This is a genomic window from Brevundimonas sp. AVps23W, assembly GCF_058681395.1.
Map to the genome: position 1 here is coordinate 1728540 of NZ_CM178738.1, position 26718 is coordinate 1755257.

27 protein-coding genes are annotated in these 26718 nt (G+C 65.9%); 21 read left to right on the forward strand and 6 right to left on the reverse strand.

The features are described 5' to 3' along the window. Positions 1-2: 2 nt before the first annotated feature. From ACW177_RS08470 to ACW177_RS08485, 4 genes are all read left to right on the forward strand, one after another. A complete protein-coding gene (locus ACW177_RS08470; RefSeq protein ID WP_492025289.1) occupies positions 3-752 on the forward strand; it encodes a biotin--[acetyl-CoA-carboxylase] ligase in 750 nt (249 codons plus the stop codon). Then, on the forward strand, positions 749-1528 hold the full coding sequence (locus tag ACW177_RS08475) for a type III pantothenate kinase (RefSeq protein WP_492028101.1): 780 nt from the start codon (positions 749-751) through the stop codon (positions 1526-1528). Before ACW177_RS08470 ends, ACW177_RS08475 begins: the two co-directional genes overlap by 4 nt. Then, positions 1529-3202, forward strand: coding sequence for a ribonuclease J (locus ACW177_RS08480; protein WP_492025290.1), 1674 nt, complete (start codon positions 1529-1531; stop codon positions 3200-3202). A gap of 222 nt (positions 3203-3424) precedes the next feature. Beyond that, positions 3425-3763 carry a DUF3088 family protein gene (locus ACW177_RS08485; RefSeq protein WP_492025291.1) on the forward strand — a complete coding sequence of 113 codons (339 nt, stop codon included), beginning with the start codon at positions 3425-3427 and terminating at the stop codon, positions 3761-3763. 22 nt (positions 3764-3785) lie between these two features. Here ACW177_RS08485 and ACW177_RS08490 read toward each other — a convergent pair whose 3' ends face one another. After that, positions 3786-4139: a 5-carboxymethyl-2-hydroxymuconate Delta-isomerase gene (locus ACW177_RS08490; protein ID WP_492025292.1), complete on the reverse strand. Its 354-nt coding sequence runs from the start codon at positions 4137-4139 to the stop codon at positions 3786-3788. 76 nt (positions 4140-4215) lie between these two features. Between ACW177_RS08490 and ACW177_RS08495 the strand changes: the two genes are divergently transcribed. The 4 genes from ACW177_RS08495 (at position 4216) to ACW177_RS08510 (ending at position 7853) form a co-directional block, all read left to right on the forward strand. Then, the gene (locus ACW177_RS08495) at positions 4216-4482 is read left to right on the forward strand and encodes a DUF1467 family protein (protein WP_492025293.1); all 267 of its coding nucleotides are present in this window, start codon (positions 4216-4218) and stop codon (positions 4480-4482) included. 77 nt (positions 4483-4559) lie between these two features. Then, positions 4560-5876 carry a proline--tRNA ligase gene (gene proS / locus ACW177_RS08500; protein WP_492025294.1) on the forward strand — a complete coding sequence of 439 codons (1317 nt, stop codon included), beginning with the start codon at positions 4560-4562 and terminating at the stop codon, positions 5874-5876. Continuing rightward, positions 5873-7159, forward strand: a complete 1287-nt coding sequence (locus tag ACW177_RS08505) for a lipoprotein-releasing ABC transporter permease subunit (RefSeq protein WP_492025295.1) — start codon at positions 5873-5875, stop codon at positions 7157-7159. The genes proS and ACW177_RS08505 overlap by 4 nt, the downstream gene beginning before the upstream one ends. Then, entirely contained in the window at positions 7152-7853 is a 702-nt protein-coding gene (locus ACW177_RS08510; protein ID WP_492025296.1) for an ABC transporter ATP-binding protein, read from the forward strand. Before ACW177_RS08505 ends, ACW177_RS08510 begins: the two co-directional genes overlap by 8 nt. On the opposite strand, the gene ACW177_RS08515 is transcribed toward ACW177_RS08510, so the two are convergent. The 3 genes from ACW177_RS08515 to msrA all read right to left on the reverse strand — a co-directional run bounded on the left by ACW177_RS08515 (position 7847) and on the right by msrA (position 9370). Further along, a complete protein-coding gene (locus ACW177_RS08515; RefSeq protein WP_492025297.1) occupies positions 7847-8314 on the reverse strand; it encodes a PIN domain-containing protein in 468 nt (155 codons plus the stop codon). The genes ACW177_RS08510 and ACW177_RS08515 overlap by 7 nt on opposite strands. After that, complete coding sequence (locus ACW177_RS08520) at positions 8314-8601, reverse strand: hypothetical protein (protein WP_492025298.1); 288 nt, start codon at positions 8599-8601, stop codon at positions 8314-8316. Before ACW177_RS08520 ends, ACW177_RS08515 begins: the two co-directional genes overlap by 1 nt. A 151-nt stretch (positions 8602-8752) precedes the next feature. Further along, entirely contained in the window at positions 8753-9370 is a 618-nt protein-coding gene (gene msrA / locus ACW177_RS08525; protein WP_492025299.1) for a peptide-methionine (S)-S-oxide reductase MsrA, read from the reverse strand. Positions 9371-9735: 365 nt separating this feature from the next. Between msrA and dnaE the strand changes: the two genes are divergently transcribed. Beyond that, positions 9736-13194, forward strand: a complete 3459-nt coding sequence (dnaE, locus tag ACW177_RS08530) for a DNA polymerase III subunit alpha (protein WP_492025300.1) — start codon at positions 9736-9738, stop codon at positions 13192-13194. After that, positions 13194-13685, forward strand: coding sequence for a DUF3224 domain-containing protein (locus ACW177_RS08535; RefSeq protein WP_492025301.1), 492 nt, complete (start codon positions 13194-13196; stop codon positions 13683-13685). The genes dnaE and ACW177_RS08535 overlap by 1 nt, the downstream gene beginning before the upstream one ends. Positions 13686-13691: 6 nt before the next feature. Here the strand turns inward: ACW177_RS08535 and ACW177_RS08540 are convergent, their stop codons facing one another. Both ACW177_RS08540 and ACW177_RS08545 read right to left on the reverse strand, forming a co-directional pair. After that, positions 13692-14489 carry a M23 family metallopeptidase gene (locus ACW177_RS08540; protein WP_492025302.1) on the reverse strand — a complete coding sequence of 266 codons (798 nt, stop codon included), beginning with the start codon at positions 14487-14489 and terminating at the stop codon, positions 13692-13694. Further along, complete coding sequence (locus tag ACW177_RS08545; RefSeq protein WP_492025303.1) at positions 14486-14977, reverse strand: hypothetical protein; 492 nt, start codon at positions 14975-14977, stop codon at positions 14486-14488. Before ACW177_RS08545 ends, ACW177_RS08540 begins: the two co-directional genes overlap by 4 nt. Before the next feature lie 360 nt (positions 14978-15337). Between ACW177_RS08545 and ACW177_RS08550 the strand changes: the two genes are divergently transcribed. From ACW177_RS08550 to ACW177_RS08600, 11 genes are all read left to right on the forward strand, one after another. After that, positions 15338-15931 (forward strand): DUF4142 domain-containing protein, encoded by a 594-nt coding sequence (locus ACW177_RS08550; protein ID WP_492025304.1) that lies wholly within the window; start codon positions 15338-15340, stop codon positions 15929-15931. Positions 15932-16154: 223 nt separating this feature from the next. Further along, on the forward strand, positions 16155-17039 hold the full coding sequence (rpsB, locus tag ACW177_RS08555) for a 30S ribosomal protein S2 (protein WP_492025305.1): 885 nt from the start codon (positions 16155-16157) through the stop codon (positions 17037-17039). A 144-nt stretch (positions 17040-17183) separates the two neighbouring features. Beyond that, positions 17184-18125: a translation elongation factor Ts gene (tsf, locus tag ACW177_RS08560; RefSeq protein WP_267513680.1), complete on the forward strand. Its 942-nt coding sequence runs from the start codon at positions 17184-17186 to the stop codon at positions 18123-18125. Between the two features lie 125 nt (positions 18126-18250). Continuing rightward, positions 18251-18985, forward strand: coding sequence for a UMP kinase (gene pyrH, locus ACW177_RS08565; RefSeq protein ID WP_492025306.1), 735 nt, complete (start codon positions 18251-18253; stop codon positions 18983-18985). Between the two features lie 39 nt (positions 18986-19024). Further along, on the forward strand, positions 19025-19582 hold the full coding sequence (gene frr / locus ACW177_RS08570; protein WP_492025307.1) for a ribosome recycling factor: 558 nt from the start codon (positions 19025-19027) through the stop codon (positions 19580-19582). A gap of 36 nt (positions 19583-19618) precedes the next feature. Continuing rightward, on the forward strand, positions 19619-20377 hold the full coding sequence (gene uppS / locus ACW177_RS08575) for a polyprenyl diphosphate synthase (RefSeq protein WP_492025308.1): 759 nt from the start codon (positions 19619-19621) through the stop codon (positions 20375-20377). Next, a complete protein-coding gene (locus tag ACW177_RS08580) occupies positions 20377-21198 on the forward strand; it encodes a phosphatidate cytidylyltransferase (protein WP_492025309.1) in 822 nt (273 codons plus the stop codon). Before uppS ends, ACW177_RS08580 begins: the two co-directional genes overlap by 1 nt. Then, positions 21195-22391: a 1-deoxy-D-xylulose-5-phosphate reductoisomerase gene (gene dxr / locus ACW177_RS08585; protein WP_492025310.1), complete on the forward strand. Its 1197-nt coding sequence runs from the start codon at positions 21195-21197 to the stop codon at positions 22389-22391. Before ACW177_RS08580 ends, dxr begins: the two co-directional genes overlap by 4 nt. Before the next feature lie 24 nt (positions 22392-22415). Then, positions 22416-23633, forward strand: a complete 1218-nt coding sequence (locus ACW177_RS08590; protein ID WP_492025311.1) for a M50 family metallopeptidase — start codon at positions 22416-22418, stop codon at positions 23631-23633. Between the two features lie 29 nt (positions 23634-23662). Beyond that, a complete protein-coding gene (gene bamA, locus ACW177_RS08595) occupies positions 23663-26074 on the forward strand; it encodes an outer membrane protein assembly factor BamA (protein WP_492025312.1) in 2412 nt (803 codons plus the stop codon). Positions 26075-26111: 37 nt separating this feature from the next. Then, complete coding sequence (locus tag ACW177_RS08600; protein ID WP_492025313.1) at positions 26112-26717, forward strand: OmpH/Skp family outer membrane protein; 606 nt, start codon at positions 26112-26114, stop codon at positions 26715-26717. Position 26718 lies beyond the last annotated feature (1 nt).

Sequence of the window (26718 nt, forward strand, 5' to 3'; positions counted from 1 at the left end):
CGTTGACGCCCGCGCCCCTGGTCATCCTCGACGAGATCGACTCGACCAACGCCGAGGCCCGTCGTCTGGCCGAGGCCGGAGAGGCGGGGCCGCGCTGGATCGTGGCTCGCCGCCAGACCGCCGGTCGCGGGCGGCGCGGTCGCAAGTGGGACACCGAACAGGGCAACCTGGCCGCCACCCTGCTGGTCACCACGCCCAAGTCGGCGGCAGAGGCGGCCCAGGCCACCTTCGTCGCGGCCCTGGCCGTCGCCGACCTGCTGGACGTCTTCGTTTCGCCGGCCCTTGTCTCGATCAAGTGGCCCAACGACGTCCTGCTGGACGGGGTCAAGGTCTCGGGCATCCTGGTCGAGTCCGGCGCCCATGCGAACGGCGACCTGTGGCTGGCGGTCGGCATAGGCGTGAACCTGGCCCATGCGCCTGAGGACACCGAACGGGGCGCGACCTCAATTGCCGCCCGACTGCGCGCCGACCTGGCCTATGTCCCCCCCATCGAGGCCGCCGCAGAGATTCTGGCCGAGACCTTCGCCGTCTGGTGGGGGCGTTGGCAGACGCTGGGCTTCGAACCGGTGCTGGACGCCTGGACCAGCCGCCTGACCGGGCTGAACGGCCCGTGCGTCGCCCGTCTGGACAATGAGACGTTGGAAGGCGTGGCCGATGGGGTCGAGGCCGACGGGGCGCTGCGTCTGCGTCTGACCGATGGCTCCGTGCGGCTGATCTCGGCCGGCGACGTCTTCTTCGGCAAGGCGAACTGATGCTGCTCGCCATCGAACAGGGCAACACCAATACGCTGTTCGCCGTTCACGACGGTTCGGACTGGATCGCCCAGTGGCGCGCCGCCACCGAGGCCAGCCGCACCGCCGACGAATACGCCGTCTGGCTGAACCAGCTGATGACCATGAAGGGGCTGGAGTTCGCCGCCCTGACCGGCTGCATCATCTCCAGCGTCGTGCCCCAGTCGATCTTCAACCTGCGCAATCTGGCGCGCCGCTATCTGAACATCGAACCCCTGGTGATAGGCGAGAACGCCAAGCTCGGCATCGACGTCCGCATCGCCAAGCCCAGCGAGGCCGGCGCCGACCGGCTGGTCAACGCCATCGGGGCCAAGCTGGTCTATCCCGGCGACCTGATCGTCATCGACAGCGGCACAGCCACCACCTTCGACATCGTCGCCGATGACGGCGCGTTCGAGGGCGGTCTGATCGCCCCCGGCATCAATCTGTCGCTCCAGGCCCTGCACGAGGCGGCGGCCAAACTGCCGCGCATCGCCATTCAGAAACCCGAACACGTGATCGGCAAGGGTACGGTCGAGGCGATGCAGTCCGGCGTCTTCTGGGGCTATATTTCATTGATCGAAGGTCTGGTCGCACGCATCAAGACCGAATGGGCGCGGCCCATGACTGTCATCGGAACCGGCGGCGTCGCCAGCCTGTTCGAAGGTGCGACCGACAGTATCGATCACTTCGATCCCGACCTGACTATTCGCGGCCTCCTGGAAATCTGGCGTCGTAACGCCCAAATGACTGACTGAATGAAAAAGCAAACCCAAGACGAACTCGTTTTCCTGCCGCTGGGCGGCTCGGACGAGGTCGGTATGAACCTCAACGCCTATGGCTTCGGGCCAGAGGCCAATCGTGAATGGCTGATCGTCGATGTCGGCGTCACCTTCGGCGACCTGTCTACGCCCGGCGTGGACGTGATCGTGCCCGATCCCTCCTTCCTGGAAGGCGAGACCATCAAGGGCATCGTCCTGACCCATGCGCACGAGGATCACATCGGCGCCCTGGGCTGGCTGTGGCCGCGCCTCAAGGCGCCGGTCTATGCGACCCCCTTCACCGCCTATCTGATCCGGGACAAGCTGCGTGAGCGCGGCATCCTGGACGAGGTCGAGCTGATCGAGGTCCCGCTGGGCGGTACGGTTGATATCGGTTCGTTCGGCGTCACCTTCGTCAACATGACCCATTCGATCGCCGAGCCCAGCGGCCTGGCCATCGATACGCCGCTTGGCCTGGTGTTCCACACCGGCGACTGGAAGATCGACGACCAACCGGTGATCGGGACCAAGACTGACGCTCCCGCCATTCGCGCCCTGGGCGACGAGGGCGTGCTGGCCATGGTCTGCGATTCGACCAATGTCTTCGTGCCGGGCGTCGCCGGGTCCGAGGGCGATGTCGCCGTCGCCATCTCCAAACTGATCGCCAGCCTCAAGGGCCGGGTCGCTGTCGGCTGTTTCGCCTCCAACGTCGCCCGGATGGATAGCGTCATTCGCGCCGCCGAGGCCTGCGGTCGCCGCGTCTCCCTGGCCGGCCGCTCGATGCACCGGATCACGGCGGCGGCCAAACACGTCGGCATGTTGCAGGACGTGAAGCCCTTCCTGTCGGACGAAGAGGCCCGCGTCTGGCCCGCAGACCAGATCCTGTACCTGTGCACCGGCAGCCAGGGCGAGGCGAGGGCGGCCCTGTCGCGCGTCGCCGACGGCACCCATCCGGTCGTCAAACTGGGCCTGGGCGACCACTGCATCTTCTCGTCGCGCCAGATCCCCGGCAACGAACTGGCCATCGGCAATCTTCAGGACCGGCTCGCGGACCGGGGCGTGCGCCTCTACACCGAGAAGGATCACCCCGGCATCCACGTCTCGGGCCACCCGTGCCGTGACGAGCTGAAGCAGATGTACGAATGGGCCCGGCCGCAGATCGCGGTGCCGACCCACGGCGTGCGCCGCTTCCTGCTGGAACACGCCAACCTGGCCAAGGACGTCGGCGTCAAGGAGACGGTCACGCCCCGCAACGGCGACATGGTCCGCCTGGCCCCCGGACCAGCCAAGATCATCGACGAGGTGCCGAACGGTCGCCTCTACGTCGACGGCGGCATGTTGGTGACCGAACAGGGCGAGGCCCTGAAGGAACGTCGCCACGCCTCGACCAACGGCGTGCTGATCGTCAGCTTCGCTCTGGACAAGCGCGGGCGCATCGCCAGCGACATCGACATCCGCAGCGTCGGCCTGCCCGGCGACACTTCCACGCCCCTGGGCGACGCCCTGGATAATCTGGCCGAGCGGGTCGAACAGGTGGTCAAGAGCCTGAAGGGCGACGCCCTGGACGACGAAATGGTCATCGAACAGGCCGTCGCTCGCGTGCTGAAGAAGGCCAGCCAGCAGATCTGGGATCGCCGTCCCATCGTCGAAACGGTCGTCCTGCGGGTCTGACCACAGATATTCCCGTCACCCTCGGGCTCGTCCCGAGGGCCCACCTGTCCGTCTCGCGTACAGGTGGGGTAGGGGGGCGGCCGTGCGTCGTCCCATCAACCCCGTGTGCTGAACCGTTGGCCCTCGGAACAAGCCCGAGGGTGACGGGATCGAGGGGCGCGTCGAAGTCCAGTTGATCAATAGGCGTCGCGAGCTTCGCGCAAGTTCAGCTATATCTCGTCCATGACTGAACGACTCTTCCTGCTGAATCCCGACTGGCGCGACGACCAGGGCGGCCCCTGGTTCTGCCCGGCCGGCGCCTATATCGAGGGCGTCTTGGCCTTCTACCCCCAGTTGCGGGAGGCGCTTGAGGTGGTCTATCTGGACCATGCCCGGCCGCGCCCGCCGGTCATCGCCGAGGTCGGCGAAGCGCATCAGAGCTGCCCGATCCTGATCCTGGACGGCGAACTGGACTGGCCCGAGGCCCAGGTCAGCGAAACGACCGGGCGTCGCTTCCTGCAAGACCACGCCATCGCCCCCTATCTGGCGGCCCGCTACGGCGTCGGTCGGCCGCATCCCTGAAGGCGGCCAGGCCGATATCCGCTTAGCCGATCGTGGTCTTGCGATAGGTCTCGTTCAGTTCGAACACCTCGGCCGACACCTCGACCTTGCCGGTCGGCTGGGGCAGGGCGGCGGTCAGGATCTCCAGCACCCGTTCGCTCAGCGCGATCTTCTGCTCCGGCGTGCGGCCCAGCATCAGGCCGATGCGGCAGGCCAGCATGGCGGTCTCCGGCGCATCGTCGGCGATGACGACGTGATCCAGGGCGATCAGCCGGGTCTTGCAGGCCGACAGGGCGGCGCCGGCGATCTCGACGGCGGCCTGGTGGATCTCCAGTGCGACCGGGGTCCAGTCGGCGTCAGCCAGGTGGCGGGTGTATTCCAGGGTGATCTGCGGCATGGCGGGGACTCGTCGTGGGGAGGCTGATCCTCTAGACCGGTTTCAACCGGACGCCAAAGTCTGGACAGGAGGTCTCATGCCCATCGGCCCCGCCACCATGTTCGGCATCTACATCATCGTCTGGTGGACGGTGTTGTTCGCGGTTCTGCCGCTGGGAACCTCGCGCGAAACCCACACGCCGCCGACGGACGGGGCGCAATGGGGCGCGCCGACCACGCCGAACCTGAAGCGCAAATTCCTCACCACCACCTGGGTCGCGGCCATCGTCTGGGCCTTCGTCATGGTGCTGATCTTCACCGGCTGGCTGCCCCTGCCGGACTTCTCGCGCGCGCCGGCCGTCTAATCCCCAACCCGGCCTAGCTTTCGCCCCGGTCCAGCGGCTAAAGCCTTGGTCTGTCTCTACGCCTAGGATTCCCCATCATGCGCCTGTCGCGCTTTTTCCTGCCCACGCTGAAGGAAGCCCCTTCGGACGCCCAGATTGTCTCGCACCAGCTGATGCTGCGCGCCGGCATGATCAAGCAGGAGGCCGCCGGCATCTACGCCTGGCTGCCGCTGGGCCTGCGGGTGCTGCGCAAGATCGAGCAGATCGTGCGCGAAGAGCAGCAGCGGGCCGGGGCGGTCGAGCTGCTGATGCCGACCCTGCAACTGGCCGACCTGTGGCGCGAGAGCGGCCGCTATGACGCCTACGGCCCCGAGATGCTGCGCATCACCGACCGTCACGAGCGCGAGCTTCTGTACGGGCCCACCAATGAGGAGATGATCACCGACATCTTCCGGGCCTATGTGAAGTCTTACAAGTCGCTGCCGCTGAACCTGTTTCACATCCAGTGGAAGTTCCGCGACGAGCGCCGCCCCCGCTTCGGCGTGATGCGCGGCCGCGAGTTCCTGATGAAGGACGCCTATTCCTTCGACGTGGACGAGGCCTCGGCCCGCAAGGCCTACAACCGCATGTTCGTGGCCTATCTGAACACCTTCGCCCGCATGGGCCTGAAGGCCGTGCCGATGCGCGCCGACACCGGCCCGATCGGCGGCGACCTGAGCCACGAATTCATCGTCCTGGCCGAGACGGGCGAGAGCGCGGTCTTCTGCGACAAGGCCCTGGTCGAAATGCCGGCGCCGGGCGCGGACGTGGACTGGGACGATCTTCAGTCAATCGTTGATCAACGAACCGCGCTCTATGCTGCGACCGAGGAAATGCACGACGAAGCCCGGTTCGAGGCCGAGACCGCCGAGGGCGACCGCCTCTCGGCGCGCGGCATCGAGGTCGGCCACATCTTCTATTTCGGCGAGAAATATTCGGCCCCGATGAAGGCCAAGGTCGCCGGGCCGGACGGCCAGGACGCCAATGTCCATATGGGCAGCTACGGCGTCGGCGTGTCGCGTCTGCTGGGCGCCATCATTGAGGCCAGCCACGACGAGGGCGGCATCATCTGGCCCGACGCCGTGGCCCCGTTCGACGTGGTCGTGATCAATCTGCGCGCCAATGACGCCGCCGTCTCGGCCGCCTGCGAGGACGCGGTGGCCCAGCTCGAGAAACTGGGCAAGGACGTGCTGTACGACGACACCGACGAACGGCCGGGCGGCAAGTTCGCCACCGCCGACCTGATCGGCGTGCCGTGGCAGCTGACCATCGGTCCCAAGGGCCTGGCCGACGGCGTGGTCGAGCTGAAGCGCCGCGCCACCGGCGAGAAGGTGTCAGTGCCCCTGGCCGCAGCCATCGAAAGGTTGACTGCTTGAACCTGCCGTCCCGTCCTTCCGGCGCCTTCTCCTCGTGGGAGATCGGCCTGGCCCTCCGTTACCTCCGCGCCAAGCGCAAGGAGGGCGGGGTGGCGACCATCGCCGTGATCAGCTTCGTCGGCATCATGCTGGCCGTCGCGGTGCTGATCAGCGTCATGAGCATCATGGCCGGCTTCCGCTCGGAGTTGCTGGGTCGGATGCTGTCGTTCAACGGCCATATGTACGTCCAGGGGGCGGTGCTGACGTCGGAAGATCGGGACGCGGCCCTGAAGCGGATCGCTGACGTGCCCGGCGTGGTCAGCGTCACGCCGCTGAACGAAAGCCAGAGCCTGGTCCGGGTCGGCAATTTCACCACGGGGGCCATGGTGCGCGGCGTGCGGCCTCAGGATCTGGCCACCACCAAATATGTGTTCGACAGCCTGACGCCCAAGGAACGCGCCGACTTCGGCAAGGGCGCCTATGGCGGCGACCGCATCCTGATGGGGGCGGCCCTGGCCAACTCCCTGGGGCTGCGGGTCGGGGATCCCGTCACCCTCTATTCCCCGACCGGCGCCGACAGCGCCTTCGGCAATCTGGGCGGTCTGGAAAAGACCTATTTCGTCGGCGGCCTGTTCCGCTCGGGCACGGCCGATTTCGACCGCGCCTATCTGTTCATGCCGCTGGAGCAGCACCAGTTGTTCTTCGGCAAGGAGGGCGTCTGGGACGTCATCGAGATCAAGGTCGATGATCCCGACCGCGTCGCCCAACTGACCCCCGCCATCCGCGACGCCGCTGGGCCCGGCTCGGTGATCAGCGACTGGCGCGAACGCCTCGCCGCCTTCTACGGCGCCCTGCGGGTTGAGCGGGTGGCCATGAGCATCATCCTGGGCCTGGTCGTCGCCATCGCCGCCATGAACATCATCTCCGGCATCGTCATGCTGGTGAAGAACAAGACGCGCGACATCGCCATCCTGCGGACGGTGGGCGCCAGCCCGTCGGCCATCCTGCGCATCTTCTTCATGTCCGGCGCCATGATCGGCGTCGCAGGCACCCTGGCGGGCCTGGCCCTGGGCCTGCTGTTCTGCTGGAACATCGGGGCCATCCAGCACGCCATCGAGGCTGTGCTGGGCGTGCAGCTGTTCAACGCGGACGTCTATCAACTGGACGCCATCCCGGCCCTGGTCGATCCGATGGACGTGACCTGGGTCGCCCTGCTGTCCTTCAGCATGAGCTGCCTGGCCAGCCTGCCGCCGTCCTGGACGGCGTCCCGTATCGATCCCGTGGAGGCGCTCCGCTATGAGTAGTCCCATTCTGTCGGTGCGCGGCCTGACCCGCACCTATGACACCGCCAACGGCGGCCTGACCGTGCTGAAGGGCGTAGATCTGGACGTCATGCCGGGCGAGATGGTCGGCCTGATCGGCCCCTCGGGCTCGGGCAAGTCCAGCCTGCTGCACGCCGCCGGCCTGCTGGAGAAGCCGACCGAGGGCACGGTCGCCATCGACGGCGAAATGGTGGGCGATCTGGACGAGCGCGCCCGCACCCATCTGCGCCTGTCGCGGATCGGCTTCGTCTATCAGTTTCACCATCTGCTGGCCGAGTTCGACGCCCGCGATAACGTCGCCCTGCCGATGCGGATCGCGGGCATGAGCCTGGCCCAGGCGCGCCGCCAAGCCGAGGAGACGCTGACGACCCTGGGCCTGGGCGAACGCCTGACCCACCAGCCGGCGCAACTGTCGGGCGGCGAGAAACAACGCGTCGCCATCGCCCGGTCCCTGGCGAACAAACCGCGCCTGCTGCTGGCCGACGAGCCGACCGGCAACCTGGACCCGACCACCAGCCAGTCCGTGTTCGAATCCCTGCGCGACCTGGCCAAGACCACGGGCGTCGCCGCCCTGATCGCCACCCACAATATGGAACTGGCCGGCCACATGGACCGTGTCTTCGCCCTGAAGGACGGCCATCTGGAAGAGCGGGCGGCCGAGAGCCAGGCTTATTGATAGGCTTGGTCTCTCAACTCGTTGAAATTGATGCTGGCATGACCGGCGCTGAGCGTGGCGAGATGCAGATCGAGGTCGTCGGTCAGCAGGGTCGCGCCTGTTTCAGCCAGTCGTAACAACACGCTGTCCGTTAGGCCCAACCGAAGATAGGCCGGGTGTGAGGCGGCGTTCGCACTGGTCACTTTACCCTCGGGATATCGGTCGATCAGAGAGGCTAGAATGCGGGAGACTTCAGTTTTAATTGGATCGTTGACGTATCGAGTAAGGTTCGAGGTTTCTGCCAGCACGTGTGGACACCAGACGAGGCCATCTGCGGCGCTCAGCCATGCATCAAGCAGATGAAACGCTGCCTTGTCATAAGCACGTAGGCGCCTATGCCGGGTGATGTAATCCGGGTCCGCCGCTCCCACCGCTAAGAGAATGGCGAGGTTGGTGTCCAGCGCGACAAAAGAGCGGACCACTACTCGGACGTGATCGGGTCGCGGCGTTTGATGGCGACCATCTTGCCGTCGTTGTCACGTATGCGAACGATCTTGTAGGCGCGCTTCTTCGGAGGAGCTTCACCGGAGAGGTTAGCAATCAGCGACTTGGTGCTGTTCCAAGGACGTGAAAAGCCAATGGTCACGTTCCAGATCTGGTCTGTTTCGTCGAATTCGACCTCCTCCAAACCGACATTCGTCGGCTCTTCCTCCTGAAAGACGTCGGTGACGTAGCCTTTTGCGAGACGAATGGCCTCTTGGACTTCCATGGGGCGATCTCCTTGAGCGCAGGATGGGAAGCGAAGCCTTAGTTGGCAATAGGGCTGATGATAACAATAGGAGGCCGTCGAGCATGGCAGGACGACTCATTCATGGACTTCGGCAACATCGCTGCGTTTGAAGAGAGGCGTCCTGTCCCAATCACCCCACCGCCGCGTCGCCCCAGATGGCGCGCAGCTGTTGGGGCCGGCGGCAGCCCTGGCGGTAGGCTTCGTAGTGGGCGTGGTGGCGGCGGGCGTAGTCCTGATGCGCCGCTCCGGCGGGCCAGAACCGTTGGGCGCCGACGACCGGGGTGGTGAAGCTCTTGCCCAGCCCCCGCATCGCCGCGTCGCGCGACGCGATCGCCGCCGCGCGCTGATCCGCCGTGGCGAAGACGGCCGCGCGATACGACGGCCCCTGATCGCAGAACTGTCCATCCGGGTCTGTCGGATCGATGGTGCGCCAGTAGCGGTCGACCAGGGCGCGATAGCTGACGACGCGCGGGTCGAAGGTGACCTGGACCGCCTCCATATGGCCGGTGCCGCCGCGCACCACCTGCTCATAGGTCGGGTTGGCCGTCTGGCCGCCGACGAAGCCAGACACCGCCGAGCGAACGCCGGGCAGGCCGTCGAACGCCTTTTCCTCGGACCAGAAGCAGCCGCCGGCGAAGACGGCGGTCTGGGTGGCGGCTTGGTTCTGCGCGTCGGCGCGGCTCTGGGCGGACAGGCCGGCGATCAGCGACAGGGCCAGGGCGGCGGCGAAGGTGCGGGTCTTGGGCATGGGACATCTCCCTTTCTGCAAAGCCCATACGACGCGCCGGGCCGATTGGTTTCAACCCCGCCCGCCTGGGGCTAACAGTGGGGGTTGACGAGAACAATGGGGGAACATAGAACAAGTCAGGAACATTGATCGACCTGGGGATAAGACCATGCCGCGTTTGATGAGAGATCTGCTGTCGCTTGCATCGTGCGGCGGCTTCGTCTGGATGGCCTGGCAGGCGGCCCTGATGGTCACCTCGGTCTGACAGGCAGGCCATTGGCACGTTTGGCGCCTTGTCACCCTGTTTTAGCGCCAAGGCGCTGGGCGCCATTGGTGCGGTGACCGAGTCGGGGTCTTATCTGCATTCAAGCTGAAGGAGTGTACGGGTGAGCGCGGCAGAAGGTCAGGGTTTCGTCCATCTGCGGGTCCGCTCGGCCTATTCGCTGCTGGAGGGCGCGATCAAGGCGGGCAAACTGGGCAAGCTGGCGGCCGATGCGGGCATGCCGGCTGTGGCCATCGCCGACCGATCCAATCTGTTCGGCGCGCTCGAGTTCAGCCAGTACACCAAGGACGCGGGCGTCCAGCCGATCGTCGCCTGTGCGCTTCCGGTCCTGGGCATCGGCGGCCAGCAGGCCGTCCGCTGGGCCAAGACCCCGACCGTGGTTCTGCTGGCCCAGAACGAGGCGGGCTGGCGCAATCTGTGCGCCCTGTCGTCCTCGGCCTATCTGGACGCCGGCGAAATGGCCGAGCCCGGCGTGGCCTGGAGCCTGATCGAGGCGCGGTCCGAAGGCCTGATCCTGCTGTCGGGCGGCCCCGATGGCCCGGTCGATCCCCTGTTCGCCCAGGGCAAGACGACAGAGGCGGCGGCCGCCCTGGCGACGATGAAATCCGTCTTTGGCGACCGCTTCTACGTCGAGCTTCAGCGCCACGGCCTGGACGACGAGCGGCGGGCCGAGCCGGGTCTGGTCGAATGGGCCTATGCCAACGACGTCCCCCTGGTCGCCACCAATGACGTCTATTACGCCAAGGCGGCCCAGGCGAAGTCCCACGACGCCCTGCTGTGCATCGCCGACGGCGCCTTCACAGGCCAGGAGGACCGTCGCCGCATCACCGGGGAACACTGGTTCAAGTCGGCCGAGGCGATGCGGACCCTGTTCGCCGACCTGCCCGAGGCCTGCGACAACACCATCGACATCGCCCGGCGCTGCGCCTTCCTGGTCAAGACCCACGCCCCCATCCTGCCGCGCTTCGACACTGGGGCGGGGCGGTCCGAGGCCGACGAACTGGCCCACCAGGCGCGCGAGGGACTGAAGGTCCGTCTCAGCCAGATCACGCCGGCCGTGCCGGTCGAGGAATACTGGAGCCGGCTGGAGTGGGAGGTCGGCATCATCCAGCAGATGGGCTTCCCCGGCTATTTCCTGATCGTGTCGGACTTCATCAAATGGGCCAAGGAACACGGCATTCCGGTGGGGCCGGGGCGGGGCTCCGGGGCCGGGTCGCTGGTCGCCTGGTCCCTGACCATCACCGATCTGGACCCCTTGCGGTTCGGCCTGCTGTTCGAGCGGTTCTTGAACCCCGAACGGGTCTCCATGCCCGACTTCGACATCGACTTCTGCCAGGAGCGGCGCGAAGAGGTGATCGACTATGTCCAGGCCCACTACGGCAAGGACCGGGTCGCCCAGATCATCACCTTCGGCACGCTTCAGGCGCGGGCCGTGCTGCGCGACGTCGGCCGGGTGTTGCAGATGCCGCTGGGCCAGGTGGACCGGCTCTGCAAGATGGTGCCGAACAACCCGGCTGCCCCGGTCACCCTGGCCCAGGCCATCGACCTCGAGCCGCGCCTGAAGGAGGCGAGGGACGCCGAGCCTGCGGTCCGCACCCTGCTGGAAACCGCGCTGGAGCTGGAGGGGCTATACCGCAACGCCTCGACCCACGCCGCCGGCATCGTCATCGGCGACCGGCCCCTGGTCGAGCTGGTGCCCCTGTATCAGGATCCGCGCTCCACCATTCCGGCCTCCCAGTTCAACATGAAATGGGTCGAGCCGGCGGGTCTGGTGAAGTTCGACTTCCTGGGCCTGAAGACCCTGACCGTTCTGGACCGGGCGCGCGGCTATCTGGAGCGGCGCGGCGCGGCGCCGGACTGGAGCGGTCTGCCGCTGGACGACGCCCGCACCTATGAGCTGATGGCCTCGGGCCAGACCGTCGGGGTGTTCCAGCTGGAATCCCAGGGCATGCGCGACACCCTGCGCAAGATGCGCTGCGGCTCCATCGAGGAGATCACCGCCCTGATCTCGCTCTATCGGCCGGGGCCGATGGAGATGATCGACACCTATATCGACCGGAAGTTCGGCCGGGCCGAGGTCGATTATCTCCACCCCAGCCTGAAAGAGGTGCTGACCGAGACCTATGGCGTCATCATCTACCAGGAACAGGTGATGAAGATCGCCCAGATCCTGGCGGGCTACAGCCTGGGCGAGGCCGACCTGTTGCGTCGCGCCATGGGCAAGAAGAAGAAGGAGGAGATGGACTTCCAGCGGGCGCGCTTCGTCAAGGGCGCCTTGGAGAAGACCGTTCCCGAGACCCAGTCCGGCTCGATCTTCGACCTTGTGGCCAAGTTCGCCGGCTATGGTTTCAACAAGTCGCACGCCGCCGCCTATGCGTTGATTTCGTTCCAGACCGGTTGGCTGAAGGCCAATCATCCGGTCGAATTCTTCGCGGCGTCGATGAGCCTGGACCTGTCGAACACCGACAAGCTGGCGGTCTTCTATCAGGACGCCAAACGGTTCGACGTGCCGGTGTTGCCGCCCGACATCAACCGCTCCTCGGCCGACTTCGACGTGGCCTGGGACGACAGCCGGGGCTCGGTTCTCTACGCCCTGGGGGCCATCCGCAACGTGGGGCTCGAGGCGATGCGCCACGTGATCGAGGTGCGCCAGACCGGGGGCCGGTTCGCCGACATCTTCGACTTCCTCGAGCGGGTCGATCCGCGCAGCGTCAACAAGCGCGCGCTGGAAGGCCTGGCCAAGGCCGGCGCCTTCGACAGCATCCACCCCAACCGCCGCCAGCTGGTCGAACAGGCCGACGTCCTGATGGCCTATTGCCAGAGCGTGGCGGCCGAGCGCGCCTCGTCCCAGGTCAGTCTGTTCGGCGGCGACCAGGCCCATGTGGGGCGGCCGCGTCTGAAAAGCGTCGAACCCTGGGTCGGGCCGGAACGGCTGGACCATGAACTGTCCGCTGTCGGCTTCTATCTGTCGGGCCACCCGCTGGACGAGATGACCTCGGCCCTGAAACGCAAGCGCGTCACCTTCGTCGCCGAGGCCATCCCCCTGGCGGAATCCGGCCACGAGGCCTTCCAGATGGCCGGGGTGGTGCGTCGCAAGCAGGAACGGGCCAGCGCCCGCACTGGCGAGAAGTTCGCCTTCGTCACCTTCTCGGATCCGACCGGCGAGTTCGAATGCCTTTTCCCGCCCGAACAACTGCGTAAATGCCGTGAGGTGCTGGAGCCCGGCGCCTCGGTCATGGTGCGGGTCCGCGCCAAGGCGTCCGAAGGCGAGGTGCGGTTCTTCGGCGACGACGCCAGCAAGATGGACAATCTGCTGGACGACGCCAACATCGGGCTGCGTATCCATGTCTCGGCCCGCACCGCCGACGCCGACGCCCTGAAGGCGCGTCTGGAACGGGCGCGTTCGGGCGCCATCGGCAAGGGCGGCGAGGTGTCGCTGATCGCCTCGCTGGAAGGCCTTCAGGAGGTCGAGGTCAAATTGCCCGGCCGTTACCGGCTCGACGGCGCCCTGCGCGGCGCGCTGAAGTCTGCGCCGGGCGTGCTGATGTTGGAGGAGGCCTGATGATCGCGTTGGTCCTGACCGCCGCCCTGTTGTCCGGCGTCTCCGATCCCGCCCCCATAGCAAAGGCGGCAGCGCCCGCCGTCAGGAGCCCCGTCATGTCCCACGCCGTCGGAACCTTCGACGTCCAGATCACGCCCGTCGCGCCCGACCCGGACGCGCCCACCGGGGCCCCGGGTCGCATGCTGCTGGCCAAGACCTTTCACGGCGCGTTTGAAGGCAGCGGCGCCGGCGAGATGTTGGGCGTCCTGAAGGGCGGGTCGGGCGCCTATGTCGCCATGGAGCGGGTGACGGGCGTGCTGGACGGTCGCCACGGCGCCTTCGCCATGGTCCATCGTGGGGTGATGGACGCCGGCGCGCAGGACCTCCTGATCACCATCGTCCCCGGTTCGGGCGAGGGTGAACTGGCCGGCATCAGCGGCGTCTTCCATCTGACCATCGTCGAGGGCGAACACCGCTACGACCTGGAATACAGCCTGCCCGACGCCCCTTGACGGGGATCAGGCCTCGCCGGGGGTGTTCAACAGCCGTCCATAACTGTCCACCAGGCTGGTATAGACCGGAACGAAGATCACCGCCGTCGATCCGCCCGAGGTTACCGGCGCCTTGATCTCGAAGTGCAGATGGATGGTCGTGGCGTTCCCGCCGAAGTCGGCCGAGACCGTGCCGATCTTCTGCCCCCGGGTCACGGCCTGGCCCTCGTGGATCAGGGCCCGCACGCCCGGCATGTCCATGTGCAGATAGCGGTAGATCCGACCGCTGGCCCCCTGGATGAACACAGTGTAGCTGCCGATCGAGGTCACCGTGCCGGACTCGGCGGCGACCACGGCGTGAACCTTCTTCACGCAGGTCGAAGGCCGAATGTCCTGCCCCTGGTGCCCCTTGCCGCTGGGGCACATGCCATTGGTCCAGGACCGGCTTTCGCAGAAATTGTCCCGCCACGGATAGTCGTAGTTCCGACTGTCGCACTGCCCGCCGGGCCCCGGCGCCTGATAGCCGCCGTAGCCGTAGACTTGGGAGTTGGCGAAGGCCGGCGCCGCCTCCATGGGAAACCGCATCCCCGGCGCCCACAGGGTGGCGTCCGTCGCTCCGGCGCCAGACCCTGGATAAAGGCTCCCGGCGGGTTCGCGCGGCCAGGTGACGGGCTCGGGCGCCGGCGGAGTGGGCGGCGGTTCAGCCGGCGCGACGGGAGGCGTGGATGGCGTCGCCGGGGCGTCCGCTGGGGGCGTCGTCTGGCCGCAGCCCGATGGTGAACAGGCGGCGAGCAGAAGAAGCGCGGGGAGGGCCAGACGTTTCACTGTCCGCCTCCGCCCAGCAGTTGCAGAGACGCGGCGAAGGCCAAGGCGGCCGGCTCCGTACAATCCGGCGGCCCCATAGAGTCACAGACGAAGGTCAGATTATAGGCGGCGCCGAACCGGACAAAGGCGACATCGACGCCATATTCCGTCTGTTCGGTATAAACCTGCGTGAGGCCCCGCTCTGCCGCCAAGCTGCGCGTGGCCGTGGCCGTGGCCGCGGCCGGCGCGGGCGCTCTCGCGAGGGCTCGAGGCTGAGGCGCAACGGAAACAGGAGCGAGGGGCGCAACGCCCGTCGGTGACTGAAGCGCGCGGATCGAGCCGAAAATCTCGACGATCAAGCCTTCCTTGCGGACGACCAGCGTGTACTGGCGGTCGCCCGGATAGAAGCGGGCGCTGCGTAGCAGGCCGGGATCGGCGGGGCCAAGCACCGGGACGAGCGAGGCCTCGATCTGCGATAGGAGCGGCGCCGTTGCTCTGTCCTGGCCCAAAATGCTGCGGAGCCGACCGGCCAGCGGATCCTGTCGCGCGAGAACGACTGCGGCCTGTTCCGCGCGACTTCGAGGCAGGGGAACCTCCGCCGGCGCCGGGCCTGCGGGTGGCGGTCGGTTCGCCTGCTGAGGCTGCGCCTGTGTCCACGCGACGCCGGCCCCGAGGGCCGCCGCAGCAAAAATCGCCCCTAGGCTGGCTCGCCAAGCCATAGCCGCATCCCCCATTTTTCACGTCAGGATATCACCGTTTGGTGAAATGGGCGAGGGTCGGAATGCCCAGGGCGGAATATGGCTAAGCTTATGAAATCATGGAACCTCGTTGTGGGGCAGGGGTTTTGAGGGTCTCAAGGGAGACAACCAATGAAGAATATTCTTATCGTCGGCGCCGCGTCGCTGGCTCTTCTTGCTGCCTGTAACCAGGGCGACGACACTGCGGCTCAGAACACCAGCGAGGCTGTCAACGCGACGCAGGACGCAGCCGCCGGCATGGTCGGGCAGACCTCCGCCGCCACTCTGGGCGCCAACACCGTCGATGGTTTCGTCACGAACTTGGCGGTAGGCAATATGTACGAGATTGAGGCGGCCCGTGTCGCCCAGACCAAGTCCAACAACGCCGACGTAAAGGCCTTGGCCTCGATGATCGAGGAGGATCATACGGCCGCCGGCGAAAAGCTGCGATCAACGGCTTCCACCGCTGCATCGGACGTCACAATGCCGACGATGCTGGACCAGCGCCGCCAAGGCATGATCGACAATCTGAACGCCGCCGCGCCTGACGATTTCAATAGGGTCTATCTGGATCAGCAGGTGGCCGCTCACAACGAGACTTTGACGCTGCTGAACGGCTTCTCGGACAATTCCGACGCCCCGGCCCTGGCGACCTTGGCGCGGGAAATGATCCCCACCATCACGAAGCACCGCGACCGGGCCCAGGCCCTGGTCAACGCCATGTAGTTTGATCCCCCAGGTTGAAGACGAGGGCGGTCCCGCAAGGGGCCGCCTTTCGTCTTTCTGGACGCAGCGCTTGCTATTCCGGGCCATCCCGCCTACACGGCCCCCGCACTTCGCAACGCGGGCGAGGCGCGTTTCGGGGAGACATCCCGACACGCTCCATTCCGAGGGTCCTCAGACCTTTAATCCCCGCGCCACGTTTGATCGGAAAAAGGACTGAACGATCATGGCTCTGCCTGAATTCTCTATGCGCACCCTGCTGGAAGCTGGCGCTCACTTCGGCCACCAGACGCACCGCTGGAACCCGAAGATGGACCGCTACATCTTCGGCTCGCGCTCGAACATCCACATCATCGACCTGTCGCAGACGATGCCGCTGTTCCACCAGGCTCTGGTGGCCGTGCGTGACGTCGCCGCCAAGGGCGGTCGCGTCCTGTTCGTCGGCACCAAGCGCCAGGCCGCCGACCCGGTCGCCGAAGCCGCCAAGCGCTGCGCCCAGTACTACATGAACAACCGTTGGCTCGGCGGCACGCTGACCAACTGGCGCACCGTCTCGGGCTCGATCGCCCGTCTGCGCGAGCTGGAAGGCATCCTCGAGAACGGCGGCGAAGGCCGCGTCAAGAAGGAGCTGCTGAACCTGCAGCGCGAGAAGGACAAGCTGGAACTGTCGCTGGGCGGCATCAAGGACATGGGTTCGATCCCGGACATCATGTTCGTGATCGACACCAACAAGGAAGCGATCGCGATCCAGGAAGCTCGCAAGCTGAACATCCCGATCATCGCCATCCTGGACACCAACTCGGACCCGGACGGCATCACCTATCCGGTCCCCGGCAACGACGACGCCGCGCGCGCCATCCAGACCTACTGCGACCTGATCGCCGACGCCGTTCTGGACGGTCTGGCTGCCGGCGCCTCCGCCTCGGGCGTTGACCTGGGCGCTGCGATCAATCCGGAAGAGCCCATGCTGCGTGAAGCCTCGACCCCGGTCGAAGCCGAAGCCGCCCCGGCCGGCACGGAAGAAGTCGCCGCTGAGATGCTGGCCTCGGACGACGCCTCGGCCAACACCGAAGCCCTGGACGCGGTCGAGACCGAACAGGCTGCAGGCTAAACGCCTGACGGCCTTCGCGCTAAAGCAGCGAGCCGCCGTGCGGCAAGCGATAGCGCAATAAGAGGGCCGTGGTTTGAACTGACACACGGCCGGGCTAAGTCAGCCCGGCCGTTCCCACATACGAAATCCCCCAAGGAGAAGAACATGGCCGAGATCACTGCCGCCCTCGTGAAGGAACTTCGCGAGCGCTCGGGCGTCGGCATGATGGACTGCAAGAAGGCGCTGGTCGAAAACGACGGCAATATCGAAGCAGCGATCGACTGGCTGCGCGCCAAGGGCCTGTCCAAGGCCGCCAAGAAGGCCGACCGCGTCGCCGCTGAAGGCCTGGTCGCCGTGGCGTCCAAGGAAGACGGCAAGGGCGAAGTCGCCGCCGCCATCGAATTCAACGCCGAGACCGACTTCGTCGCCCGTAACGAGCTGTTCCAGAACGCCGCCAAGTCGTTCGCCCAACTGGGCCTGGAGCATCATTCGGTTGAAGCCCTGCACGGCGCCGAGCTGGAAGCCGGCAAGACGGTCCAGGACGAAGTGACCAACATGATCGCCACCATCGGCGAGAACATGCAACTGCGCCGCGCCGCTCGCCTGTCGGTGTCGGAAGGCGTCGTCTCGACCTACGTCCACAACGCGGTTTCGCCCGGCGTGGGCCGTATCGGCGTGCTGGTCGCTCTGGAAGGCGAGGGCGACAAGACCGCTCTGCGCGAACTGGGCCGCAAGATCGCCATGCACGTGGCCGCCACCGCCCCGCTGTCGCTGAACACCGACGACCTTGACCCGGCCGCCATCGAGAAGGAACGCACCGTTCTGACCGAAAAGGCCAAGGAAGAAGGTCGCCCGGAAGCCATGATCGCCAAGATCGTGGAAGGCCAGATCAACAAGTTCCAGAAGGACGTGGTGCTGTCCAAGCAGCCGTTCGTCATGGACCCGGACGTGACCATCGAACAGCTGGTCGCCAACTCGGCCAAGGAACTAGGCTCCTCCAACCTGCACCTGGCCGGCTTCGTCCGCCTGGCGCTGGGTGAAGGCGTCGAGAAGGTCGAAGGCCCCGATTTCGCGGCCGAAGTCGCCTCGATGATGGGCGGCAACTAAGCCTCACTCCCTCATTCGTGAGGGATTTCTATCAGAAGGGCGCGTTCGGCTTTGATGGTCGGCGCGCCCTTCGTCTATAAGAAGTCGCCTGATTCAACGGCGCCGCAGACAACGGACCCACCCGCATGCCCGACGCCCCCTCGAACTTCCGCTACAAACGCGTCCTGCTGAAGGTTTCCGGCGAGGTGCTGATGGGCGATCAGTCCTTCGGCGTCGATATGAAGACCGTGGACACGGTCGCCAAGGCCGTGTCGCAGGTCGCCGCCGAGGGCGTCGAGATCTGCCTGGTGATCGGTGGCGGCAACATCTTCCGCGGCCTGTCCAAGGCGGCTGCGGGCATGGAACGCGCCCAGGCCGACTATATGGGCATGTTGGCGACGATCATGAACGCCCTGGCGATGCAGTCGGCGCTGGAGAAGATCGGCGTCTCGACCCGCGTGCAGAGCGCCATTCCGATGGCCGCCATTGCCGAGCCCTACATCCGTCGTCGCGCTCTGCGTCATCTTGAAAAGGGTCGCGTGGTGATCTTCGCCGCCGGCGTCGGCGCGCCCTTCTTCACCACGGACTCGGGCGCCGCCTTGCGCGCCGCCGAAATGGGCTGCGACGCCCTGCTGAAGGGCACCAGCGTGGACGGCGTCTATACCGCCGACCCCAAGAAGGACCCGACCGCCACCCGGTACGAGACCCTGACCTATCAGGACGTGCTGGCCAAGGATCTGCGGGTCATGGACGCCTCCGCCATCGCCATGATGCGCGACACGGGTATTCCGATCGTCGTCTTCTCGATCCGGGAAGACGATTCGCTGCGCCGTACCCTGACCGGCGAAGGCACCTGCACGATCATTCAGGACCCCGCCTGATCGTTCGGACGACCGTTCAAGACAAGAGAGACTAAGACCATGGCCAAGCCCGAAGTGAAAACCTATCGCGATCGCATGGAGAAGGCGGTCGTGGCGCTGAAGGAAGAGTTCAGCGGCCTGCGCACCGGACGCGCCAACGCCGGCTTGCTGGAGCCCGTGCGGGTTGAAGCGTATGGGTCGGCCTCGCCTCTGACCGCCGTGGCTGCTGTCAGCGTGCCCGAGCCGCGGATGATCTCCGTGAACGTCTGGGACAAGGGCATGGTGGTCGCCGTTGAAAAGGCCATTCGCAACGCCAACCTGGGCCTGAACCCCATCGTCGACGGCCAGACCCTGCGTATTCCTGTTCCGCCCCTGACCGAGGAGCGCCGCAAGGACCTGGTCAAGCTGGCCGGCAAATACACCGAGCAGCAGAAGATCGCCGTGCGCAACGTGCGCCGCGACGCCAATGACGATCTGAAGAAGGCCGAGAAGGCCGGCGAGATCAGCCAGGACGAACAGAAGAAGCTGGAGGCGGATATCCAGAAGGAGACGGACGCCGCCATCAAGCGCATCGACGAGGCCTTGAAGACCAAGGAACAAGAGATCATGCAGGTCTGAGGCGGATCACTTGGGCCTGAAGGGATCGAACGACAGATGACGGCAGACAGCGCCGCGCCTTCAGGCCCGGGTCCGGATGGACCGCGCCATGTCGCCATCATCATGGACGGCAATGGCCGCTGGGCTAAGGCGCGGGGTCTGCCGCGCGCCCTGGGCCACCGCGAAGGCGTCCAGGCGCTGAAACGGACGATCCAGGCCGCGCCGGACTTCGGCATCCGTTGCCTGACCGTCTTCGGCTTCTCGACCGAGAATTGGAGCCGTCCAGCCGAAGAGGTCTCGGACTTGATGGGGCTGGTGCGGACCTATGTCGCCAGCGACCTGGCGCGGCTGGAAAAAGCGGGTGTGCGTCTGCGTATCCTCGGGCGTCGCGAGGGGCTGCCCAACGACATCGCCGCCATTATCGACAAGGCCGAGGCGCAAACGGCTCACAATGATAAGTTCATGCTTCAGGTCGCCTTCAACTACGGCGGCCGGGCCGATCTGGTCGATGCTGCGCGGCGGCATGCGGAACGGATATTGGCAGGCGAGACGACCGAGCCGCTGAACGAAGAGAATTTCGCCGCAGGGCTGGCGACCGCGGGGTCGCCTCCGCTGGATCTGATTATCCGCACCTCGGGCGAGCAGAGGTTGTCGAACTTCCTGCTTTGGGAGGCGGCCTATGCCGAACTGGTATTCCAGGACATCCTGTGGCCCGACTACGGCCCCAAGGCCTTGGGCGAGGCCGTCGCCGCCTTCGCCCAACGTGAGCGGCGCTATGGCGGACGAGAACCCGCGCCTGCCTGTGTGTCGGCCTGATGGCGGTCAAGGGACGTGATATCGCGCTGAGGGCGGCCTCAGCCGCCGTGCTTGCGCCAGCTGCCGTCGCGGCCACCTGGTTCGGGGGCGTCTGGTTCCTGGCGCTGGTTCTGGCCGCCAGCGTGGTGCTGTCGTTCGAATGGGGGGCGATGAGCGCGCCGAGAGCCCGACGCCCGGTCGGCGTCGCTGTCGCGCTCGCGGTCATGGCCTCTGTCGTCAGCGCCTATTTCGGCGTCATGTCCGTGGCCTTTGTCGTTCTGGTGTTCGGCGCGGCTGCGGCAGGCCTCTACGCCCGCAAACAGGGACAGCAGGCGATCGATGCGGCCTATGGCGTTCTCTATCTGGGCTGGCCGTCGATCCTGCTGATCTGGCTGCGTGACGGCGAAAGCCCAGTCGGGCTGCACTGGACGGCGCTGGTCTTCGCGGTCACCTGGTCGGCGGATATCCTGGCCTATTTGGCGGGTTCCACCTTCGGCGGACCCAAGTTGTGGCCGCGCTATTCCCCCAACAAGACCTGGTCCGGCTTTGTCGGCGGCATCCTGGCGGGCGCGGTCGCCGGTGCGGCGCTGACGGCATGGTTCGACATGGGGCGGTTGACGATTTTCTGGGGCGCGATCCTGGGGCTGGCCGCGGCGCTGGCGACCATGGCGGGCGATCTTTGGGAATCGGCGCTCAAGCGGCGGTTCGGGGTCAAGGACGCGGGCAACACCATTCCCGGGCATGGAGGCCTGCTGGACCGCGTGGACGGATTGATGTTCGCCGTGGTCGTGGTGGCGGCCGGCCGTCTGCTGGTGCTTCTTCTGGAACGGGGCGCGTCTTGATCCGGCGTCGGGTTACGGTGCTGGGCTCGACGGGCTCGGTCGGCTCATCGACGCTCGATCTGATGGATCAGGCTGAGGCGACGGGCACGGGCGGTTTCGAAGTCGAGGCCCTGACCGGCGGCGCCAATATCGCGAAACTGGCGGAGCAGGCGCGGCGTTGGAAACCGAAGCTGGCGGTCACGGCTGACCCCGCAAGGTTGGACGATCTGCGAGACGCTCTGGCTGGAACCGGCGTGGCTGTGGCGGCGGGCGAGGCGGCAATTGTCGAGGCGGCGACGCGGCCGGCGGACTGGATCATGGCCTCCATCGTCGGAGCGGCGGGTCTGAAGTCGGCCTGGGCGGCGGCGGACACAGGCGCGATCCTGGCTTTGGCGAACAAGGAGAGCCTGGTCTGTTGCGGACCCGCGCTGATCGAGCGCGTCAAGCGGGCAGGGGGGCGGCTGATCCCGGTCGATTCCGAGCATTCGGCCATCTTCCAGGTCTTTCCCGCCGAGGCGCCCGAACAGGTGGCGAAACTGGTGCTGACGGCGTCCGGCGGTCCGTTCCGGCAGACGTCGCGCGCCCAGATGGCGGGAGTCACGCCCGAACAGGCCGTCGCCCACCCGAATTGGAGCATGGGCGCCAAGATTTCGGTCGACAGCGCCACCATGGCCAACAAGGGCCTGGAGATGATCGAGGCGGCCTATCTGTTCGCCATGCCGCAGGAGCGGATCGAGGTCGTCGTCCACCCGGAGTCGATTATCCACAGCCTTGTGGAATATGTGGATGGTTCGACCCTGGCCCAGATGGGGCCGCCAGACATGCGCACGCCGATCGCCTGCGCCCTGGCCTGGCCCGATCGGATCGCCTGGCCTGCACCCAGGCTGGACCTTGCCGCCTTGGGCCGGCTGACGTTCGAGGCGCCCGATCTGGCGCGGTTTCCGGCCCTTGATCTGGCGCGCCAGGCGTTGGCCGCAGGGGGCGCGGCGCCGGCCGTGTTCAACGCCGCGAACGAGGTCGCGGCCTTCGCATTTCTTGACCGCAAGCTGGGCTTTCTCAATATTGCCGCAGTCGTCGCCGAAACCCTTGAGCGTGCGACGAAAGCGGGGATGGTTTTCGGCTCTGGAGACGCCTGTGGCGCGGCCCTTTCGGTCGATGCCGAGGCCCGTCTGATGGCCGGGGCTATAATCGCCGGATTGGCGAACGCGGCCTGATCGGCCTGGGGAGACGATTTTACAATGCTGGGCGCCCTGGGTCAGATCCTGATCTACATCGTGCCGTTCCTGCTGGTGCTGACCTTTATCGTCACCATTCATGAGCTGGGTCACTTCCTGGTCGCCCGCGCCTTCGGCGTGAAGGTGGACCGTTTTGCTATCGGCTTCGGCAAGGCGATCTTCAGCCGTACCGACCGTCACGGCATCGAATGGCGGTTCGGCTGGATGCCCCTGGGGGGCTATGTGAAGTTCTCGGGCGATCTGGACGCCTCCAGCGTGCCCGACCAGGCAGGACTGGCCGAGCTGCGCCAGCGGGTGATCGCCGAGGGCGGTCCGGGCGCAGAGCGTGACTATTTTCACTTCAAGCCGGTTTGGCAACGCGCGCTGATCGTCGCGGCCGGCCCGGTGGCCAACTTCATTCTGGCCATCACCATCTTCGCCATTGTCTTCATGAGCGTGGGGACCCAGCTGCGGCCCGCCCGCGTGGCTCAGGTCCAGGCCGGTTCGCCTGCCGCCGCCGCGGGCTTCCAGGTCGGTGACCTGATCACCGGCGTGAACGGCAAGGCGATCAAGGACGGAGGCGAGGTGACGCGCACCGTCATGCTGTCGAGCGGCGACCCGGTTCGGTTTTCCGTCGAACGCAAGGGGCAGGCCGTGGAACTGATCGCGACGCCGCAACGTCGTGAGGAAAACGATCCCATCGCCGGGCGGGTCAAGGTCGGTCGTATCGGCCTCGGGCTGGCGCCGGCGCCGGGCGACGTGCGTCATGTCCGCTATGGTCCGGTGGAGGCCGTGGCTGAAGGCGTGCGTCAGACCGGCGACGTCATCGGCTCGACCTTGACCTACCTTGGACGCCTGGTGACGGGCCGCGAGTCCGGCGATCAGTTCAGCGGTCCGCTGGGCATAGCCAAGGCGACCGGATCCCTGACGACGGCTGCGGTCGAGGCCAATCCGGACCCGGGAGCCATTGCGATCAATCTTCTGCTGACGCTGACAACCTTCGCCGCCATACTTTCGATCGGAATCGGCTTTCTAAACCTGTTGCCCATTCCTGTGCTGGACGGCGGCCATCTGCTTTTCTACGGCTATGAAGCCGTGGCTCGGCGGCCCGTGGCGGCGCGGTATCAGGAAATGGGCTATCGCGCAGGTCTTGCGCTTCTGGCGGGATTTATGTTGTTCGCGACGTGGAACGACCTACAGAAGCTCAACATCTTTCAATTCCTCGGCGGGCTCGTCTCGTGAGCCGACGCCAGCCCCCGATGGTTTTCAGAATGAACGACATGAAATCTCGCGCCGCCGTCCGACTGGGCGCCCGTAGCAGCCTCCTCGCGCTGGCCGTCGCCGCTGGGTTGGGGGCTCCCGCTTTGGCGCAGTCGGCCCCGGAGCCGCAGGCCGCGCCCGCCGATGGACAGCCGCCGCGCGTCGAGATCGCTGCGCCCCAGACGCTGACCGTCAATCGTATCCTGGTGCAGGGCGCGCAGCGGATCGATCAGACGACCGTGCTGTCCTATCTGCCCATCCGGCCAGGCGACACCGTTGATGCTTCGGTCCTGGACGTCGCTGTTCGGACCCTGTCGCGCACCGGCCTGTTCGCCGACGTGCAGCTTGGCGTTCAGAACGGCGACCTGATTGTCCAGATCGTCGAGAACCCGATCATCAACCAGGTGGTGTTCGAGGGAAACAGCGCCCTGTCGCAGGACAAGCTGACCAAGGAAGTCACGCTTCAGCCGCGCGGCATCTACACTCGCGCCAAGGTGCAGGAAGATGTCGGCGCCATCGTCGAACTGTATCGCCTGCAAGGCCGCATTTCTGCGACCGTGAAGCCCAAGCTTGTGCAGCTTGAACAGAACCGCGTCGATGTGATCTTCGAGATCAACGAAGGCCCCCAGACCGGCATCAGCGCCATCAATGTTCTGGGCAACCACGCCTTCTCGGACAACGACGTGCGCGACGTCATGGTGACGGAGCGCTCGCAGTGGTGGAAGTTCTTCTCCAGCAACGACAACTACGATCCGAACCGCCTGGACTATGACCAGGAGCAACTGCGCAAATTCTATACGAACCGCGGCTATTACGATTTCCGCATCATCTCGTCGGTCGCCGAACTCCAGCCGGATGATCAGGCGTTCCAGATCACGCTGACGCTGAACGAGGGTGACAAGTACAATTTCGGCAAGATCGACGTCATCACCGAGAATGACCGCCTGAACGCCCAGTTCCTGAAGGCGCTGGTGCCGATTCGTGAAGGTCAGCTCTACGAGAGCGACAAGATCGAGCAGGCGGTCGACGCCCTGACCTTCGCCGCCGGATCGGCCGGCTACGCCTTCGTCGAGATCAACCCGACCTATCGCGCCAATCCCGACACCGACACGGTGGACGTGACCTTCAACGTTTCCGAAGGCCAGCGGGTCTACATCGACCGCATCAATGTGGTCGGCAACACCCGCACCATCGACCCGGTCATCCGTCGCGAACTGATGCTGACCGAAGGCGACGCCTTCAACCGCGCCCTGATGGAGCGGTCGCGCAACAATCTGCGCGCGCTCGGCTTCTTCAAGGACGTGAAGATCGAAGAGACGCGCGGCAGCGCGCCGGATCGGTCGGTCATCAACGTCAATGTCGAAGAGCAACCGACCGGCGAGCTGTCGGTCGGCGCCGGGTTCAGTTCGGTGGACTCCTTCACGGTCAATCTGGGCATCTCGGAGCGGAACTTCCGCGGTCGGGGCCAGAACGTCGTTGCCCGGATGGAATGGGGCTCGCTGCGTCAGCAGGTCGATTTCCGCTTTACCGAGCCGAAGTTCCTGGGCCGCGATCTGCGCGCCGGTTGGGACCTGTTCCACTCACGCTATGATCTCAGCGAATATTCGTCGTACGACTACCGCTCGACCGGCGGCGGCTTGCGGCTGTCCTATCCGCTGAACGGCAATATGCTGCTCAGCACCCGCTACTTCCTGAAGTCGGACGAGATCATCGTGCCCGACGGCTATTGCAGCACGACCGGCAGCGGTTCGTCGGCCCTGTGCGACCAGGTCGGCAGCTATATCAACTCGTCGATCGGCTATACGCTGCAGATGAACTTCACCAACGACCCGGTGCGGCCGACGCGCGGCTGGTCCAGTTCGTTGCGCCAGGACTTCGCCGGTCTGGGCGGAGATGTGAACTATGTGAAGACCGAGGCTGATGCGGCCTGGTACTACGGCTTCACGCCGCAGTGGGTCGTCAGCGTTCAGGGCTCGACCGGCTATATCAGCGGCTGGAACGGCGATCCGATCCGGATCAACGACCGCTTCTTCAAGGGCGGGAACAGCTTCCGCGGTTTCGAAACCGCCGGCATGGGGCCGCGCGATCTGGATACGACCGACGCCCTGGGCGGCAACTTCTACGCCATCGGCACTGTCGAACTGACCCTGCCGAACTATCTGCCCGAACAATATGGCATCAAGACCTCGCTGTTCGCCGACGTCGGTACCCTGGGCGTGCTGGATGACCGGTATAAGCTGACCACGTCCGGCACGGTCGACACCAGCATTGCCGACGAACTGTCGTTGCGGGCCTCGGCCGGCGTCAGCATCCACTGGAAGTCGCCGATGGGTCCCATCCGGTTCGACATCTCGAAGGTTCTTTCCAAGGAAGACTACGACAAGACGGAATCCTTCCGCTTCTCGACCTCCACCCAGTTCTAAGGAAGCGACGCAAAAGCGCTCGCACGAGGATTACCCCATGAAAGCTCTGATCATCGCCGCCACGGCGGCCGCCTCTCTGGTCGCCACCGCCGCTTCGGCCCAATCGGCCGCTGCGCCCGCTAACCCTGGTCCGGTCATTCCGGGCGTCTGCGTCTATTACAACGCCCGCCTGCTGGCCCAGTCGGCCGCCGGTCAGGCTGTCGAAGCCCGCATGCAACAGTTGGCCCAGGAAGTTCAGGGCGAGCTTCAGCCCTACGCCACGGCCATTCAGTCGGAAGCCCAGCAGTTGCAGACCTCGGGCGCCAGCCTGCCGGCCGCTGAGCTGCAGCAGCGCCGCCAGCAACTGCAGCAGCGCGCTCAAGAGGCCCAGCAGCTGGAAGGCACGCGCGAGAACGAACTGCGCTACACCCTGGCCATGCAACGCCAGGCCATCACCGAGGCCGTGTCGCCGATCCTGACCGCCCTTTACCAGGAGAAGGGCTGCGGCCTGTTGCTGGACCGCGAGAGCGTCTTCATGATGAACCCGGCCATGGACCTGACCGACACGGCGATTCAGCGCCTGAACGCGGCCCTGCCGACCCTGTCGTTCAACCGCATGTCGGTTCCGGCCCAGCAGTCGCAACAGCCGGCCGCCGCCAACTAAG

Excerpts from the sequence above, each read along its gene's own strand:
- ACW177_RS08480 (WP_492025290.1), top strand. The coding sequence starts at position 1,529 with ATGAAAAAGCAAACCCAAGACGAACTCGTTTTCCTGCCGCTGGGCGGC.
- ACW177_RS08485 (WP_492025291.1), top strand. The coding sequence starts at position 3,425 with ATGACTGAACGACTCTTCCTGCTGAATCCCGACTGGCGCGACGACCAG.
- ACW177_RS08490 (WP_492025292.1), bottom strand. The coding sequence starts at position 4,139 with ATGCCGCAGATCACCCTGGAATACACCCGCCACCTGGCTGACGCCGAC.
- ACW177_RS08495 (WP_492025293.1), top strand. The coding sequence starts at position 4,216 with ATGCCCATCGGCCCCGCCACCATGTTCGGCATCTACATCATCGTCTGG.
- proS (WP_492025294.1), top strand. The coding sequence starts at position 4,560 with ATGCGCCTGTCGCGCTTTTTCCTGCCCACGCTGAAGGAAGCCCCTTCG.
- ACW177_RS08510 (WP_492025296.1), top strand. The coding sequence starts at position 7,152 with ATGAGTAGTCCCATTCTGTCGGTGCGCGGCCTGACCCGCACCTATGAC.
- ACW177_RS08520 (WP_492025298.1), bottom strand. The coding sequence starts at position 8,601 with ATGGAAGTCCAAGAGGCCATTCGTCTCGCAAAAGGCTACGTCACCGAC.
- msrA (WP_492025299.1), bottom strand. The coding sequence starts at position 9,370 with ATGCCCAAGACCCGCACCTTCGCCGCCGCCCTGGCCCTGTCGCTGATC.
- ACW177_RS08535 (WP_492025301.1), top strand. The coding sequence starts at position 13,194 with ATGATCGCGTTGGTCCTGACCGCCGCCCTGTTGTCCGGCGTCTCCGAT.
- ACW177_RS08550 (WP_492025304.1), top strand. The coding sequence starts at position 15,338 with ATGAAGAATATTCTTATCGTCGGCGCCGCGTCGCTGGCTCTTCTTGCT.
- rpsB (WP_492025305.1), top strand. The coding sequence starts at position 16,155 with ATGGCTCTGCCTGAATTCTCTATGCGCACCCTGCTGGAAGCTGGCGCT.
- tsf (WP_267513680.1), top strand. The coding sequence starts at position 17,184 with ATGGCCGAGATCACTGCCGCCCTCGTGAAGGAACTTCGCGAGCGCTCG.
- pyrH (WP_492025306.1), top strand. The coding sequence starts at position 18,251 with ATGCCCGACGCCCCCTCGAACTTCCGCTACAAACGCGTCCTGCTGAAG.
- frr (WP_492025307.1), top strand. The coding sequence starts at position 19,025 with ATGGCCAAGCCCGAAGTGAAAACCTATCGCGATCGCATGGAGAAGGCG.
- uppS (WP_492025308.1), top strand. The coding sequence starts at position 19,619 with ATGACGGCAGACAGCGCCGCGCCTTCAGGCCCGGGTCCGGATGGACCG.
- ACW177_RS08580 (WP_492025309.1), top strand. The coding sequence starts at position 20,377 with ATGGCGGTCAAGGGACGTGATATCGCGCTGAGGGCGGCCTCAGCCGCC.
- ACW177_RS08590 (WP_492025311.1), top strand. The coding sequence starts at position 22,416 with ATGCTGGGCGCCCTGGGTCAGATCCTGATCTACATCGTGCCGTTCCTG.
- bamA (WP_492025312.1), top strand. The coding sequence starts at position 23,663 with ATGAACGACATGAAATCTCGCGCCGCCGTCCGACTGGGCGCCCGTAGC.
- ACW177_RS08600 (WP_492025313.1), top strand. The coding sequence starts at position 26,112 with ATGAAAGCTCTGATCATCGCCGCCACGGCGGCCGCCTCTCTGGTCGCC.